This window comes from Paenibacillus sp. TAF43_2 (assembly GCF_052113545.1).
Taxonomy (GTDB): Bacteria; Bacillota; Bacilli; order Paenibacillales; family Paenibacillaceae; genus Pristimantibacillus.
This window is the reverse complement of the sequence record NZ_JBFRDK010000012.1, coordinates 29144-46224: the sequence shown is the minus strand read 5'-3', so window position 1 is coordinate 46224 and position 17081 is coordinate 29144. Positions and strand designations below refer to the sequence as shown.

Annotated in this window: 12 protein-coding genes; 3 read left to right on the top strand and 9 right to left on the bottom strand. The window is 45.6% G+C overall.

The features are described 5' to 3' along the window. Window positions 1-196: 196 nt before the first annotated feature. Both AB4Z17_RS04675 and AB4Z17_RS04670 read left to right on the top strand, forming a co-directional pair. On the top strand, window positions 197-1126 hold the full coding sequence (locus AB4Z17_RS04675; RefSeq protein ID WP_441958438.1) for a LacI family DNA-binding transcriptional regulator: 930 nt from the start codon (window positions 197-199) through the stop codon (window positions 1124-1126). A gap of 121 nt (window positions 1127-1247) precedes the next feature. Continuing rightward, window positions 1248-2525, top strand: a complete 1278-nt coding sequence (locus tag AB4Z17_RS04670; protein ID WP_441958423.1) for an MFS transporter — start codon at window positions 1248-1250, stop codon at window positions 2523-2525. A 20-nt stretch (window positions 2526-2545) separates the two neighbouring features. On the opposite strand, the gene AB4Z17_RS04665 is transcribed toward AB4Z17_RS04670, so the two are convergent. Continuing rightward, the gene (locus AB4Z17_RS04665) at window positions 2546-4417 is read right to left on the bottom strand and encodes a beta-L-arabinofuranosidase domain-containing protein (protein ID WP_441958421.1); all 1872 of its coding nucleotides are present in this window, start codon (window positions 4415-4417) and stop codon (window positions 2546-2548) included. 146 nt (window positions 4418-4563) lie between these two features. Here AB4Z17_RS04665 and AB4Z17_RS04660 point away from each other — a divergent pair, with 146 nt between their 5' ends. Continuing rightward, window positions 4564-5382 (top strand): SDR family oxidoreductase, encoded by an 819-nt coding sequence (locus AB4Z17_RS04660; RefSeq protein ID WP_441958419.1) that lies wholly within the window; start codon window positions 4564-4566, stop codon window positions 5380-5382. 92 nt (window positions 5383-5474) lie between these two features. Here the strand turns inward: AB4Z17_RS04660 and AB4Z17_RS04655 are convergent, their stop codons facing one another. The 8 genes from AB4Z17_RS04655 to AB4Z17_RS04620 form a co-directional block, all read right to left on the bottom strand. Beyond that, window positions 5475-6620: a glycoside hydrolase family 76 protein gene (locus tag AB4Z17_RS04655; protein ID WP_441958417.1), complete on the bottom strand. Its 1146-nt coding sequence runs from the start codon at window positions 6618-6620 to the stop codon at window positions 5475-5477. Between the two features lie 32 nt (window positions 6621-6652). Beyond that, on the bottom strand, window positions 6653-7714 hold the full coding sequence (locus AB4Z17_RS04650) for a glycoside hydrolase family 76 protein (RefSeq protein ID WP_441958415.1): 1062 nt from the start codon (window positions 7712-7714) through the stop codon (window positions 6653-6655). Window positions 7715-7960: 246 nt separating this feature from the next. Beyond that, window positions 7961-9103, bottom strand: a complete 1143-nt coding sequence (locus AB4Z17_RS04645; RefSeq protein ID WP_441958413.1) for a GntR family transcriptional regulator — start codon at window positions 9101-9103, stop codon at window positions 7961-7963. Between the two features lie 126 nt (window positions 9104-9229). Continuing rightward, window positions 9230-10339, bottom strand: coding sequence for a glycoside hydrolase family 76 protein (locus AB4Z17_RS04640; RefSeq protein WP_441958412.1), 1110 nt, complete (start codon window positions 10337-10339; stop codon window positions 9230-9232). 44 nt (window positions 10340-10383) lie between these two features. Beyond that, window positions 10384-11325 carry a carbohydrate ABC transporter permease gene (locus AB4Z17_RS04635; RefSeq protein WP_076268841.1) on the bottom strand — a complete coding sequence of 314 codons (942 nt, stop codon included), beginning with the start codon at window positions 11323-11325 and terminating at the stop codon, window positions 10384-10386. A 5-nt stretch (window positions 11326-11330) separates the two neighbouring features. Beyond that, a complete protein-coding gene (locus tag AB4Z17_RS04630) occupies window positions 11331-12296 on the bottom strand; it encodes a carbohydrate ABC transporter permease (RefSeq protein WP_441958410.1) in 966 nt (321 codons plus the stop codon). Window positions 12297-12320: 24 nt separating this feature from the next. Continuing rightward, window positions 12321-14921, bottom strand: coding sequence for a DUF5696 domain-containing protein (locus tag AB4Z17_RS04625; protein ID WP_441958408.1), 2601 nt, complete (start codon window positions 14919-14921; stop codon window positions 12321-12323). Between the two features lie 29 nt (window positions 14922-14950). Beyond that, complete coding sequence (locus tag AB4Z17_RS04620; RefSeq protein ID WP_441958406.1) at window positions 14951-17077, bottom strand: YIP1 family protein; 2127 nt, start codon at window positions 17075-17077, stop codon at window positions 14951-14953. Between the last annotated feature and the right edge of the window lie 4 nt (window positions 17078-17081).

The window sequence follows — 17081 nt, the reverse complement described above, 5'->3', positions numbered from 1 at the left end:
GTTACCTTCAGAAGTGTTTGAGGAAATCTTTAATAAATTGAGGCTAGACATCTAATTGGCATTCATGCAATAATTACTTAAACGATTAAGTGTCTGCTTTTAATCACGCCAATTCCCATTTATAATCCAACAATCATTATCAAGCTTTAGCAAGCTCTCACGATACCAATCGTATTAAGAAGGTTGAAGGAGTTGTATCCCCATTAAAAAAGCTACGCTTAAGGACATTGCAAAGGCTGCTCAAGTTTCTGTAGCTACTGTCAGTTATGTACTCAACAATGTCTCCAATCAGACGATTCCCGCAGAAACAAAATGCCGTGTCCTCGATGCAGCCAAGCAATTGAATTATGTACCCAACCTTGCTGCCAGATCGCTAGTCAAGCAAAAGTCTGGATTGATTGGCATTCTGATTAACAGAGCGGAAAATGAAGGCTTCTGGAAGCAGTTCCGTTATTCTCAGTTTATTAATCGGCTGGAGCGGCTGCTGTCAAATCGCGGCTACCATGTTGTATTATTCAGCTTGGATGCCTCAAGCCCAAATCTCGATATTATCTCGGAACGCAAGCTGGACGGCGTATTTGTTGTTGATGTTAAGGAGGAAAACTTCCACCTGATTTCTAGCCACTTCTCTACGGGCGTCCCTTTAATCGTTGTGGACAGCATGATTGATGATCCCTTATTTTATAAGGTTAATTACGATTATGCCGATGCCTTCACTCATGCATTCGCATCGCTCATACAGCCTAAGGAGAGCTTTTTGATAATCGACAGCTTCAACAATGCAGACCTCGTTAACCATATTTGTACTCATTCAGGAATAGAACGCAATCAAATCCATGTTATGGACGAAGAGCATGACTTAAAGGCATTCCTAGAACACAATTCGGATCGGACCGGCATCATTCTGAACGAATTTGTTGCCATCTTAGCAGCTAAGTACGTTGATCCAAAAAGCTTAACTGTCATTTGCATGGCAGGCTGTCCAGAAATCGCCCCTGCTTCCGCTTCCAAGATATCGTTTGGCGATCGCAAGCCAGAAGAAGCGTTCCAGCTTATGATGCAGCTGCTGAATGATCTGAAGTCTGGCCCTACAAACAAATATGTTCTTGTAAAAGCTSATAAATAAGCAAACGCAGAGTAATCTCTGCTTTTTCTATAACAACTTAAACGATTAAGTTATCCTCTATATCCTTAATAACTGCAGTTAATTATTAACCAAGTCAACCATTCTTATAGGAGGTTATATTATGCTCGGATTAGCAAAAGAATCAAATGGCAGCGCTCCTAATCTTCAACCGCAAGAAGGTTCTGCTTCATCTCTGTGGAAAAACCGAAATTTCATTGCCGTATTCTCCAGCTACAGCTTATCGCTGCTAGGCAATACCTTTCATAGCATCGCGCTTAATCTGTGGGTGCTGCAAACGACAGGAAGCGCCAAGCTCATGTCCGTTGTACTCATTACCCATCTCGTAATCAGCATGTTGTTCGGTTCCTTCGCAGGCACGATTGCGGATCGCACCGATCGTCGCACGTTAATGTGGGTGACAGATATAATCCGTTTTGTGCTCGTCGGCGCCATCGCTGTACTTGTTTACCTGCCTAATATACCGTTTATTTTTATCGTTATTTTGACTGCCATCGTCGCATTTGCAGGGGTCATTCGAACGCCTGCCTTCCAGGCTTCGCTCGTCGAAATTATTGATAAAGAACAAATAACCAAGGCCGTTGGGGTAATCAATATATCGGATAACATCATCCGAATATCTGGCTTTGCTCTTGGAGGTATCGCTGTTGCCGCATTTGGCGGGGCATTTGCGATTGCTATCGATGCAGTAACCTTTCTGCTCTCAGCAGCGCTGCTGCTCTTCACGGGCAAGTTCCCCTATGCAGCGGTTCGAGATACGCAGAAGGCGCAAACCACCTTTAAAGAGGATCTCAAAGCAGGCTTCCGATACGTATGGACGGATCCATTTGCCAGAGCAGCAGTTATTTTGTTACCGGTAGTTATGTTCTTCTTTCTGTCCACCTTCATGCTCATTCAAGTCATGGCCGTCAATGTATGGCATGCAAAACTTTTTGTATTCGGACTTATGGAGGCGTGCATCCCGCTCGGTTATGTCGTAGGCTCCATACTGATTATTAAGCTCGATACACGGTTAAAAGGCAGAGGAAAATGGATCATTGGGAGCATGATCCTCATGGGTCCTATGTTCATCGCCATATCACTAATGTCATCTGCATTTGCAGCATTGCCGCTTATCCTTCTCGTTGGCTTCCTCTTCTCCTTCAGTACGACGATCATCTTTATCGCACTTCGGGTAGCTATTGATCCTTCGATGCAAGGCAGAGTATTTGGACTCATAGGTGCTCTAACAAGCGTGGCGCCGCCTGTCGGCCTAGCCGTATTCTCAACTCTATCTGATATACACGGACCTGCCGTCATCATAGCGATAAGCGGCGCAGCAATGCTCATTATTGGCTGCATCTCCTACATGTATATGAAGGAGATGCGTCACTTCAACTAAACGAATAGACTGGCACCATTTTAAGATTGAATAACTGGGAACTCGGCGATCCGAAGCCGCGCGCAGCCGTAAGGGATAAGCGTAATTTCTTCCACGGGTTCCTTGCTCGCAACAGGCCCTATTGGCAGAGTGCCAGCCGAATTAAGCTCCATGGTCCATTGCGGGATCCGGCGACCGTTCATTCGCAAACGTATCGGTGCGTTCTCAGCTGCGAAGGGCTGCCTTACCATTGCTGCGGCTTCCACAATAGGTTTTCCCTGTTCATTTCCCTTCAGACTCACTCCATAATTCCATGGCGACTCCGGGTAAATCTCCCAGTCATGATAAGGCTCGTATGTGCGATGCTTCTGCCAGCGCTCCTTGATTGGGATAACGAACATAAGCGGTCCGCGCTGCAAGCCGGCCGCACCGTTAGCTCTGCTGATCGTGCGTGCCTCCATTGGAAGCCGAAGAGTCAGCTCATCGCCATCGTTCCAAACCTGCCGCAGCATAGCAAAACCTTTTTCGATGATCATAGCAGGCTGCTGTTGTCCGTTGATCAACAGAACCGGTGCGCTGCACCATTCCGGTATTCGTAATTTAATCGGGAATTCAGCTGGCTGATTTATCTGCACTTTCATCGTTATCGTTTCTCTAAATGGATATTCCGTTGCTACACGTATGGAAACATCGGTACTTGCATCGATGGCAGCTGTGATCGTACAGGGAGCATACGCGATTGCAGCCAAACCGCCGTCCTCCGTTGCCATCCACAATCTTGCCGTGTATTTCGGCCATCCTTGATGCATGTTAGCGGTGCAGCAGCCAAAATGCGGCTCAATGCCAAATAGATTGGCTTCATTGTTGTTTTCCGTCCAATTGCGTTTGGCATGCGTACACATAATCTGGTTAGCTTGCTGGTCATATTGATGAACTTTCCAATCCGGGCTGATTGCGGCAGGCAATGCATTATAAGCAACCTTCTCCAAAATATCACCGAAGGAGCCATCGCCTGTAATCCGGATCAGATGCTCCAACGAATGCATATATTCCACCACAGAGCACAGCTCCGTGCCTTGGCTAGGATGAGTTCCTGCAAGCCATTCGTCACCAGAAAACATGCCGTTAACTTGGCCATGGTAAGTCATCACGCTTGAAATCCCTTTGTATGCAGCTTCGATATGCTGCTTATCCTTTGATTGCATGTAGCGGAGAGCCGGCTGCTTGAATGACATCGCTACGTTAACAACATGAACCCGGTGATCAAATGCCTTCTGCAAGGACCAATAAGGATAGTCTTCATATAAGCCTGTCCAGTCCAGCGTTTGCTCCTGAATCAATTGCGAGAGCTCAAGCAAGAAAGGCTCGCCGGTGCGATTGTACAACCAATAAATGCTGATGAGATTTTCGCCGCCTCTAGCCTTTGCCCATTCCTGCAAAGGACGATTCGGCAGCTCCGCAAGCTGATATTTGAAATAGTTCATCAAGAATGGTTCTACCCGTTCATCGCCAGTATGCTCAGCGTGCTGAATCAGCACCTTGAGCATAATCATTCGGCTCCACCAATCTTCATTTGCGGCAGGCCCGAATTGTCCATCCTCGCGTGCGCTTGCAAGCGTCCATTCGATCCACGGCTTTACTTTGGCCTTAAGCTTGTCATCATCAAGGAGATAAGCAAGCGGAAGCAGACCGTCCAAGTAGTAAGGTCCTCTTTCCCAGCTGTCTCCATCTCCTCCGAGCCAACCGCTATTCGGCCCGACATAGCTCCAAAATTCATCTAGATGCCCTGTCATTCCCTCGCTTTGAATCTCCAGCTGGTCTCTAAGCCAGCCGTCCGGCTTAATCGCACCAAGCGGCAGCTCTTGAAAAGGGGTCGAAGCAAGCGGTGCACGGTTCAAAAATATAGCGCTCAATTTGTCATCTCCTCTATGCTGCTTATGTAGTTGAATTTCATCTAGCCATGCTAGTGATCCTTAACCCGTTTCCTTAAAGAATAAATGATTTGCCCCAAAGGAATACTAATTTGGAAATAAGCTAGTACTGGAGGGAATCGTTAGTAATGAACAATGCAGCTAACCAGAAGGATTCCAGCTCTTCTCAGCTTCGCGTAAAGGATAAGGTTGCGGTCATCACTGGAGCTGGTTCCGGCATAGGACGCGCTGCCGCGCTGCGTCTCGCACAGCAAGGAGCAAAAATCGTTCTTCTCGATCTCATTCACAACCGTACTGAAGAGGCAGAGCAAGAAATAAAGGAATTAGGAGGCGAGTCCTTCTTCATCGATACCGATGTTGCCAATGCTGAACGGATGCAAGAAGCGATCCAAGCTGCCGCAAAGCATTTCGGACGAATCGATATTGTGTTCGCTAATGCGGGCATTAACGGCACACTCGCCCCTATTGAAGATCTGTCGCCCGAGTCATGGGATGAAACGCTAACAACGAATCTAAAGGGAACCTTCCTTACCATCAAATATGCAATCCCCCATATGAAAAAAGCCGGCGGGAGCATCATTATAACGAGCTCTATTAATGGCAATCGTGATTTTTCAGGTGCCGGCATGGCTGCTTACAGCTCCTCCAAGTCAGGTCAGGTCGCTTTTGCCAAGATGGCTGCTCTAGAGCTTGCCCGATATAAAATACGTGTGAATGCCATTTGTCCTGGAGCCATTCAAACGAACATTGGGGAAAACACCCATCGCACTGCTCAAGTAGATAAAATCACCATACCCGTGAACTACCCTGAAGGCAGCCAGCCTCTTGAGCATGGTCCCGGGCAGCCTGAGCAGGTCGCCGATTTAGTGCTGTTTCTAGCATCGCAGGAATCCAGCCATATCTCTGGAACCGAAATTTACATCGACGGGGCAGAAACCTTGCTATAGAAAAAGAAGCATACAGGGTTGGAATGCCTTAGGGATGATCCTTAAGGCATTTTCTACTATGCTAAACTGAGGGCTGAATCACATCACTCTGATCACTTTTCCGTATCAGCTGCCAGCTGAGCGTGGATCGTAACCAGCGCCGCTTGCTCCAATAGTTCAGTTGAACGATTCGGATCGATTTCAATGACTCCCGTCTGAGGGTTCCGAAGCGTCGTCCACACCTCATCCGCATAGTTCTGTATATAATCTTTATACTTCGATTTTTTGTTCATGTCATCCAGCAGCAGCAGATTTTCAAAAAAGATTGAATTGAAAATAATCGGCTGTGTGTAGAGACGCGAGCTGCCATAAAATTTCAAAGCCGCATCAGCGATGCTTACTGCTTTGTTCAAGTACGATTTTTCACCAGTTGCTTTGTATAAAAGTACGCTGGCTCCAATCATCGTTCCTTGATTATAGGACCATTGTGTTTTATTAATATTTCCGTTTAGGTCAATATGGTCCCAGTAAAGCCCGTTAGGCGCCAGCATGCAGTCATTTACCCAGTTATACATTTTCTTCGCCCAGTCTAAATAGTATGTATCCTTGCTGATTTCATATAAATACAGTCCTATTTGAGCTGCAGGCGCATTCGATAYGGTATTCCGATCCTTGCTCCACGATGCCTGTGTCCAGAAAACGCCGCCAGGGCAAGCATGAGAGGCATCCGTGTCCCAGCCGGATACTTGCAGCTCAAATATTTGCTTTGCTCTATCTAAAGCTGCAATATCACCAGTAATTCGGTAAATTTTTATAAGTTCTATTGCGATCCAATCATTATCATCATAAAAGATGTCCCCGCCTCCGCCAAGCGGTGCGCGTACGTAAGAATCGTAGCCTGCAGGTGTCTTCGTGTCATTCCAATATGCAGCTAGACCATCTAATCGATTCTGAATGTCGGTTTTGTATTTCTCGCCCACCGCAGGTATTTTCGCCAAAGCTACGGTTGACTGCATCGTCCCTGCATAAGGCCAAACGTAGGAGTATTTATTGTTCCCAGAATGTGGGCTGTTCTCGCTGTAGAGCTTGGTGTCTGGCTGATAGAAGTAGGTTTGTAGAGCCTGATAAGCCGCTTCAGCCCGTTCTGCATTTTGATTTTTATTCGGTTTGGCCCAGACGCTTTGACCGGACGTCATTAATAAAACAACAATCGACAATGCAACAAAACGGAACGTCTTTACTGGTTTCGGTGTACTCATGATATACCTCCCAAGGATCTACTTAGACTGCTCTATATTAATCCAGACTTCTCCAAAGCTGCTGCCGTTTCGAGCAGGATCACGCCGCTAAGCTGTGTGCTGAGCTCGATTTCCTCTTCAAGCGATTCATCCCACCGTTTGCTGAAAAGAATATCCCCCCGGCTCGCAACACTGCTCCATAGGGACGATGCGTTTGCATACAATACATCTGCTACTTCACTTCCGCTGCCCATCGCAAGGGCCAGCTCGCCTGCATAACGAACAAAAATCCCTTTAAACAAGCCAGCATCCCCGCCGCCTTCTGCAGGCAGGACATTAGCTTCCTGCGAAGCAAACTCCTCCACAGACGCCTGCCATGTCCGAATGGCATCTTCAAGATAACCTTTTTCGCCCGTAATCTTGTACAGCTCAACTGCTGCTCCAATGAATACGCCCTGGCAATAAGTAAACTTCCATTCCTTATCGATAGCACCATCGCCTAGACGGTTAGCGCCATCCCACACGAAACCGCTTTCAGGATCAACAAGCACAGCTTTCTGCCAATTGTAAATCTTGATTGCCCATTCTAAATCTTCCTGCTTGCCGAATACCTGATATAGACGTGCCGCCAAAATAGCCGCAGGAGCATTAGCAGGCGTGTTTTTATAATCAAGCTGCGTTTTCTGCCAAGCAATTCCGCCGCCGACATGGTCATTCCATCCCGTCTTAATATCCTCCCATAGCAGCTTCGCAGTGCGCCMGTAGGTCTCATCTTGATCAATCAAATACGCGCGAAGCCAGCCAATTGCCATCCATTCCATATCATCGTATAGATTGTTAGGCCATTCTCCGCCGTTTCTCTCCAGAAGGCCTTGGTGTAGCATAGCCAACCTTTGCTTATAGATGGAATCACCCGTACGGTTCCATCCATCCACCTGCGTTTCAACCGCATGGGCCATCCACCAGTAATGAAAAATCGTGTTGCACGCTCCGCCGGGACATGGAGTCTTAATGTCATACAAGCTGATACTTGGGTTCCAGAACTGAGAATCCAATGTTCGTTGAGCCTGCTCCGCTCTCATATCCCAGAACGCAGCTTTTACGTTGTTTGCCATCTTCCTCTACCTCCGTTTCACTTTGATCCATTAGGTTTCCCGCGACCTGCAAATTGCTTTAGCACGGGATTACTTCCTCTTTGAAAATGTACAAAATAAAGCACTTTCAAATAATATACTATATTTCACATGTTAATATGTCAATATGTCATCTTTACATTTCAGGCTGTAATTTTCTACAAAAAAAGGCCGTTTCAAGAGCCATATTGGCAGCTCTAAGAAACGACCCTTTATTCTGATCTGACGTTAAATAGATACGGTAGAATTTCCTTGAACAATCTCGTGCTCCACAATATTGTTCAATTCCGTAGTCTCATTATTCCAAACACGCTGCAATATTTCGACAGCTCTCCTGCCTGTATCACGCTCGTTCTGGCGAACATGAGTAAACAAATAATCGCCAAACGGCTGACTCGGAGAGTCAAAGCAAACAATTTGATAGTCTTCCGGAATCCGTTTCTTTAGGGACAACAGCGCTTCCCGCAAAATAAGAGCAAGATTATATTCCGTAACGACATACGCATTAAGATCCTTATTAATTTCCACGAAATGGCGTACCGTCTCAATATCATACTGTACTTTAATCGTTTGAAACGATTGCGGCAAAGAGCTGTATAGATTCGTCATAATATGCTCAGGTTTAGGTGTAAACCCACGCTGCAAGCACGCATCATTAAAACCTTGTATTCGGTCTTCAATCGTCGTCGTATTGTCTGCAGGCGTCGATAAGAAACCGACATGCCGGCCCTCTTGATTCAGCAAAATATTCGTAAGGTCGAAGGCTGCCTTTCTATTGTCTGTATACACAGCGGTAGCCGCAATCCCCTTCAAATATCTGTCTACTAACACAATAGGAAAACCGTTTAATACGAGTCTGAGCACTTCAGCATTATAGTGCTCGCCGTGGCCTGGGAATACAACAATGCCATCGACACCCAGCTTCACAAAAGCACGAATGGCAGCTTCTTCTTCATCACGATTATCGTAAGTCAGCTTCATCATCATGACGCAGCCGCTAATCGCGCATTGCTCTTCTATTCCGCGAATAAGATCAGCACCAAACGAATCGCCAAAGTCTGGCAGAATCACACCTACAATGCGCACAACCTCATCTTCCGGCCTCGCTTCTGCGCTTTCTGACTGCTTCTGCAGCTTCGTTTCTTGCAGATCAGGCAAAACCTCCGCCACAAAGGAGCCCTTCCCTTGTATTCTCTCAATGAGTTTATACTGCGAGAGCATCTCCAGCGCTTTCTTAGACGTAATTCGGCTAACGTTAAATTGGGCAGCAAGTTCTTTTTCCGAAGGAACGCRCTCCCCTTTTTTCAATTCGCCGTCATTGATTTTTTGAAAAATATAATTATAAATCTGCTCGTATAAAGGATTATCCATTAGCCGACCTGCCTTGTCATAGTATCTTGATATATCAACTATACAACTTTATTATCACGACATCAATATATGAAAAGGCGAAATGGAGCAACGGCGCTGCCGTCGCCCCGCTACGTCAATACTAACTTATTCCAAATCTAGTCTTTCTATTTTGGCTGCGGCTTCTATTAAGAAAACTCCGCTCAATTGCACGGATATATCCAGAGGCTCCTGATGAGGCATATCCCAAGCGGGGCCAAACAAGCCAATTTCCTTCGTGCTGCCTTTCGAGAGCAGTGTATCCGCATTATGAAAGATCATTTCTTTCATTTGGACGCTTTCGTTGACTTCATACAAATGGATTAGATAACGAATGAATATGCCTTTGAACAGTCCACCGTCTCCGGTTCCTTCTTCCTTCATCATTCCGGTCTCAGCAACCGTATGATATTTCATAGCCGAGGCAGCGGTTTTCTCCGCATCTGCCAAATACGTCTTGTCATTTGTATGCTTATAAAGCTCAACTGCCGCGCCTATATAAGTGCCTTGGTTATAGGTGAATATCCAATTTTTATTGACATTAAGATCGCCATTCTCTTCCAGCTTAAGGCCATCATACACAAGACCGCTTTCAGGATCAACCAAATTTTTCTTCTGCCAATCATATATCTTTTTGGCCCATTCCAGATCTTCCTTATCGCCAAAATACTCATACATCCTTGCGGCTAAAATAGCTGCCGGCCCGTTCGAGCATGCATTCCGGCTGTCTCGTTGATCCTTCTTCCAAGCCATGCCGCCCAACTCATCTTCCCACCAAGCGGTCTTAATATCATTCCACAGCTTTAACACATACCCTTTAACCATCTCGCTTTTGGTTGCATCATAAAGCCTCAGCGCTGCAAGAGCGAGCCATTCCATATCATCATAAAATTCATTAAACAATGACCCGTTTTTTTTAATAATGCTTTTGACGATCCCCTCTGCCCTATCGGTATAAGCAGCATCACCCGTTCTCTCATACCCGTCCATCATGGCATCCACAGCATGAGCCTTCCACCAATAGTTCAGGCTCTCCTCGCGTTCTTTGCTATAAGGATAAGCGTTGTTCATCAGCTTCCCATTCTCATTCCAATAATGCTCGATAAGCTTTTCTTCTGCCCATTCCGCATGATTATTGTAATTTTCCAAACGCTCCTCATTTCCATTGCAGCCTGTCAAGAAAAAACTGCCGACAAGCAGCATGCATATGCTTTTCATAAATTTCACCTCATCCGTCCCTTCTTCTTGCAGGCTTCCGCCTTTTAACCGACAATACCGCTATGTTCAATACCCTCTACGAGGTATTTTTGCGCAAACAAATACACAATGATTAATGGCACAACAACTAATAATGACATCGTGTTCGTTAAGGTGGCGGTTAGAGGCTGACCCTGCTTCAGTCCAATGGTGGCGCCCTCCAGCATCAAGCCTTCAAATCCAACCAGCAGTGAATTTGATAACAGCTTGAACTGGCTGAAGAACATCGAGGAATAGAAGCTATCCGTCCACTGCCACGAGAAGGAAAATACAAAGATCGTAATCATCATGGAAAATGAGAGCGGAAGAATGATCATGCTGAACGTACGAAACAAGCCCGAGCCGTCCACATAGGCCGCTTCCTCTAGTTCTTTCGGTATTCCTTTGAAATATTGCCGCATGATCAATATATAAAGCCCATTTTTGAATCCAAAACCGATCATCGATAAAATCGCCATCGGCCACATCGAATCCATCAGCCTAACTGTCCCTCCTGTAAAGGTAGACATCAAACCGAATAAATCAAAGAAGCTGAACTTCATATAAAGAGAGATCATATACGTTTGCGGCGGAATTAAAATCGTAAGCACCACTAAAGAAAATATGACGCTTTTTCCTTTAAAGTTAAACCGCGCAAGCCCATAGCCGACCATCGTACAAACTAGCATTTGAATAATGCCGCTTAGAAAGGAAATGCCGAACGTGTTCGACAGCCCTTTAAAAAAGGACGTATATTCGATGACCGTTTTGTAATTAAACCATGTAAACTGCCTAGGGATGAAGCGCACCGTGCCATCTATCAAATCCTGCGGGCTCATAAAGCTGTTAGAGAGCTTTACGAGCAGCGGATATAAGATAAGAAACGCCAGCCCAATGAGAAGCAAATAGCGAATAACAGACCAGAACAAGCCATTTATTGCATGCAGATTTAAATATTTAGCCCGCATATTTTTCACTCCCTATTCTGATAAAAGACGAATCTGCTGACAAAAAATCCAATGACGACAAGGAATACGGCTGCTACCAGAAAATAAATCCATGCCATAGCCGAGGCTGTTCCATATTGGCYAAGCTTCATCGCGTTCGTAATGCTGTGCATAATTTGGTTTTTGCTTCCTGTAAAGGAATCAATAATCGAATAAATGATATTGACCAGAATCAACGGACTGATCAGCGGGAATGTAATTTTCCAAAAGCACTCCCAAGCGGAACAGCCTTCGATTTTGGCCGATTCGTAGATGGAGGAGGAGATTGCCTGCAGTCCTGCCAAGAAAATAAGAATTTGCACGCCTGAACTATTAATGACGGCAAATATATTTTCCGCAGCGCCAACCGTTATATTAACGAGCGCAGGACTGAAATCCAGCATTTGGAACATATATTTTTTTAGCTCCAGATTGCTGAACATCCCGCCTGCCGATTCAGTCACGATAGACGCGCCCGTATCAAGCCCTGGGATACTCTGATAAGCATTCATAATCGAGTTGCTTAAATCAGCTTTATCAATGATTCCAGTTGCCAAAATAACGGGCACGAAAAAAATCGCTCTAAAAATTCCCCGGCCCTTCATTTTCATATTTAACAAAACGGCAATAAACAAGCTGTACATGACGATAATCGGAATATCGAATAACATGTTCTGAACAGCACCGTAAAGCTGCTTGTTAAAGTTAGGATCCACTCTTAAAATTTGATGGTAATTGTCCAGCCCAATGAATTTCTCCGAAAATCCGCCTTGGGTTAGAAGATTCACATCCATGAAGCTAAATCGCAACGAATCAATGAATATACCCAGAAACAGCAGGAGAAATCCGAGTACAAAAGGACTGACAAAAACCCAGCCCATCAGATCCCTCTTCTGCGTCACGGTTAGCCTAAACCTTTCTTTTTTGTTTATGGCTGCAGACAATTTGTTCATTGCCGGTGATCCTCCTCGCTTGGTTTAAGGATTAATGACCGCGTAGCCCAATCCATCTACTGCGGTACCCTCAACCTCAATTCCTTTATCGCTGTAATTAACAATAATCGCTGTACCATTTTCATAAGTTGTTTTGTAAACCTCTTCACCAAGCCGCTCATGATTCACGATCGCCTGATCCTGAACATGCTTCAATACATTGTTCATTTCTGCATAGATGGCTGCAGCGCTCTCCTCCCAATCATCAAACTGGGAAGCGTACAAATCATCGAACAACGAAGCATCCTTCAGCAGGCTGTTCTCCCCGTAATTCAACTTGAAATAGACACCGCTGCCGTATTCCAGAGCTTTCAAAACAGCCRGACGCAGCTCGCTCGCTAGGTTCAAGGCTTCGCTCGCGTACCCAATATAGCCATGCAGCGCGATTTGAATAAATGGCACCTGCGCATCTGCTATCGAGAAGGAGCTGTCCTCATCAGGCAGGTTCAAAATATGATTAACATAAGGAAAGGTGTACGCGTTTCCGTCGTCTGTAATAATATCCTCATAATCCTCTTTTGCTTTAGCTAAAACGTCTGTCGTTATTTTTTCTGTGTCCTGTCGATTGATTTGAGCGCGGTTCTTAAAGTTGGAGTTCAAGCTTTCTCCCATCGTCGATAAGGAAAGTGCCTTTAAACCAAGCGAATGATAATCTTTGGAAAATTTATTGTAATAGCCTGAAATTTTGTCCGGATTAATTCCCCACACGCTGCTCTCATACTCAAGCGTAGCTACATTGAACAACCCTTTATAGCTAGTTTTCTGAAACAAGGAACGAATGCTGTCCTTTTGCGGCTTAAAGCCATCGAATGCTTTATTAGAAGAAACAAATAGCATATCCACATCCGGGAACACCTTTGCCCCCAGCTTCTCCGCTTTCTCTGACAGCTTGCGCAGTCCCTTTGCACCGCCGAGCACGGACTCTACCTTCATTTTTACAGGTGCGGTATGGCTCATGCCTCCGTTATACCATCCGGTATAGCGAAATTTAATGTTTTGGATACCACTTTGCGACAGCTCATCCAGCATTAGTCCCGCTTGATCGAAGGAAGTGACTGCCACTTGGCTGCGAAACGGAATACCCAGCTTCCGCACCATCTTATCGACAGAACCCATCGTATCCAAGTAGAACGGAATGTTCTCTTCGGCGCTCACTTTGCTCAAGCTTCCTTTATCAACGAGATACTGACGATATGCCTTTGCCATTCCAACGTAATTTGCATCGTCTCCTGTAAGGAAGAAGTACTTCATGACGATGTTGCCGGTATAAGCATTTTTCTCGTAAATAATCCAAGGAGCCTGCTCAAAAGCATTTTTGGCAATAAAAGAGTCTTTATTTCGAATGGTGAAGTTAGCATAGGCCGTGTTATAGGAGTGATTAATGCCGCCCATAACGCCATTAATATCCGCTACCGCATCGCCCTCTTCAATAACCGAGAATAGCGCTGCTCCATCCTTCTTGATGCCAAACACCGGCGCTCGAAACTCTTGTTTGAAGCTGCCTCTTGGCGACTGCGTTAATGCATAATCCGGCCCGTACATTTTCMCTGTCGTTAATAGCGTATTTTTGCTTGCATCATTATTGAAATAGAGGAGCGTTCCCGAGCCGTCTGGAAGGAATACATACCCCTCCTCGCCGGTTTGCCCTGCACCGAAATAATTCAGCAAGGAAAGCTTCACAAGATTAAAACGGGATTGATCATATTCAATGCCGCCGTTATAAAGAGTGACCGATAGACCGCCGTCCGCAAGCACATAATCAAGACTCATTTTGAAATAAGGAAATACGGAATCATCTCCGTCGTATCCCACCTCCGCGTAGTCCTCCTCCTGCTTCTCGTACGTATAGCCTGCTTCCTTGACGTAGTTTTCCAACACCTTCTTGTCCCGCTCCTTGACGGAGGTTTTCAGCACATAAATATCTTCTTTCTCCAAAACAGGGTATTTCGCGATCAGCTCCTTGCCTTTACTCCCTTCTACATCAGCACGACTGTAGAGGATATAGTAGGCTAATAGCTTCTTCTTATCCCGATCAGCTTCCATATGATCAAGAACATTTTTCTCGAATTTGGACTTCGTAATTTGACGCGGCAGCAGCATGCGCTGTTCCTCGCGGCCGATGACCATGTCCACCCTTATGCCGTTATCAATCTTGCCCCAGCTCACCTGATCCAGCTTCATCGCATGCATATAGCTGTTCATTTCCAAGTCGCCTTCTTTGCCTTGCACATTATATACGAGCTTGACCTGCGACATAAGCTCCTGCTTCATCGCATCACTGGCTTTCGGGTCTTCCAGCGCACTTGGCGGGTTGGAATAAAATTTGCTTCCCGTCGCTTTATCTTCAACCGCCACGCCTCCCGATTCATTATCGAAGTACAGCAGGAGGCGATCGTTCTCAGCAGCAAGTGCCAATCCGCCATCCTTTACAGCTTTTTTCATGTTTGGCGGGCTTGCTTTTGCTGCAGCTGCTGTTTCTGCTGTTGTTGCTTCAACTGCCTCCGCCGTTTTCCCATTTGTCGGTATCCCGAGCGTAATGGCAACCACTATGACCAATAGCCTAGAGATAATCCCCTTGGCATTCATATCACTGACCTCCTATCCACCATCTTGTTCTACAACCGAAACGTAATTTCATTGATGATCGTCGTAATAAAGGAATTCATATTTTGCAGGATGTTAATGAACAGCACCGTAAGGAAAGCAATGAACCCCATCCCTACTATAGAAATAGCAGAGGTATAGAAATTCTTGAATGGACTGTAATCATTGGTCACCAATACACCTATAAATATGAGCCCGAGAGACCAGCCTAACGCTAGGGTTGTAAAAAAGGTAATAAACTGCTGCTCTTCCAAAACAACGATATTGCTGAATAGAGTGACAGGAATCGTAATGATCACCATCGGGACTAACGAATAGGAAGACGCGATAAAAATATCTTTTAGGCTTCCTTCACCATCCATCAATGTTGTAAGACCCCAGTTTGCACAGCACCATAATCCAAATGGAATAAGGACGCTAAGCAGCGTATCCCAAAGCTCAATAACACGCCAGTCGGAAGGGTACAATATGTATCCGCCTGCCAGTTGTTTAAAGATGTCTACAGCCATAACGGCTGCAACAATAATAACAGCGGCACGAACGCTGCCTCGTTTCTCATGCTTCAAATCCCAAAACCCGTCAAACGGATGGAACATCACATGGAAGGAATAAAGCAGCTCTTCCCACAGCGTTCGCTTGCCCGGCTTTCTCCACCCTGCTGTGTTGACCTTCTTAGCATATTTGAAAAATCTGTACACTAACCATAGAATGGCTGCTGCGACTATTGGAATGAGGATAATAAATTTGCTTACTATTTCTTTCCGATACTCCGCAAAAGCTTTGAAATAATGATCCCAGTCATTAGCCAGCTTGTAATTGTGCATCGCTTCCTTGTATTCTTCTTTGCGCATATTGGACTGCGCCACACCGGAATACGCCATCTCAAGCGTCGGATTCATCTTCAAAACCCGCTGCCATGCAGCGATGGATTCATCGTAATTGCGATTCTTGCGATGATGAATCGCTGCTGCAATGTTAGCGCCGTATTCGGTCCGCCTAAATACAGTCAGCTTGCTTGAATCCTTATCCAGCACAAGCAGATTATTGCTCTGGTAAGCGAGTGCTGAAGCGCTCTGGAACACGCCGTCCTGTGTTCCGTACCCTCCAAATACATAAAGAAGGTTGCCGTTATCGTCGTAAGTAAAAATCTTATTTTGCGAAGAATCGAGCGTGCTGTACGCCCCGTCATCTGCCAATGCTACATCAATAAAACGTGAAACCTTGTCGGTTGTTTGAATATCTCCAGCAGGCGGATAAGCGCCATTTCGTTTCAATACATCGATGCCTGTATTGTTCAGCCGCTTAATTGGCGCATGCTTACTCGATTTGTCCCGGTTAATGAGCGCGCTGTATTGGTTTCTGGCATGGATCGCACTGCTCGTAACATAAGCAAAGCCAAGCTCATCGATCGTAATGTTGTTGTACTCGGTCGGTACGCTTTTGGCTGTGCGGCTCTTCTGCTCCTTGGTCGTCACCAGCTTCCAGAACAAATCGGACACTTTGGGCACTACCTTCTCCGCTCCGACAAAACCTTCGAATCCTCCGTCAGCATTCAGAGCAATAACACCCATGTTTGTGCTCTTCGAAATCACATAGATAAGACCGGATGGATCAACACCGATTGCTGATGGCTCGTAAATAAAGCCGGCAGGAAACACATCCGAATCCGGTGCCTCCAATATTTTCTCTACGCTTCCATCCTGATGAAGCACGACGATTCTAGCGTTTTTGGAGTCGGCAACGTAGATCAGGCCCTCCTCTGACACAAATATGCCGCTTGGCATGTTGAACTGATCCTTCGTCACGCCGTCTTCATGGACAAACTCCGTAATTTCTCGTTTTATTCGGTACTGTTCATCGAGAATAATAATTCTGTTCGATCCCGTATCTGCGATATAAACCGAGTTATTGTTGTCTACAAACAAATCCAGAGGCTGGTTCAGCCCAGCGCCCTCGATTCCCATTGCCTTGGCGTTTAACACTTTGCCTGGCACATAAGCGTCAGGAGAAACGAGATACTCCCCGTCATAATCATAAAAATAGGTTTTATATGGAACCATGGCGGAAGCTGATTCAATACCGAAGCTGCACAACAATAATAGTGCGGCAAAAAACAAAATCCACTTTTTTCTAACCACCGCA

Bases quoted from the DNA above. Each gene is read 5' to 3' on its own strand.
- AB4Z17_RS04635 (WP_076268841.1), bottom strand. From the start codon at position 11,325: ATGCGGGCTAAATATTTAAATCTGCATGCAATAAATGGCTTGTTCTGG.
- AB4Z17_RS04670 (WP_441958423.1), top strand. From the start codon at position 1,248: ATGCTCGGATTAGCAAAAGAATCAAATGGCAGCGCTCCTAATCTTCAA.
- AB4Z17_RS04660 (WP_441958419.1), top strand. From the start codon at position 4,564: ATGAACAATGCAGCTAACCAGAAGGATTCCAGCTCTTCTCAGCTTCGC.
- AB4Z17_RS04640 (WP_441958412.1), bottom strand. From the start codon at position 10,339: ATGAAAAGCATATGCATGCTGCTTGTCGGCAGTTTTTTCTTGACAGGC.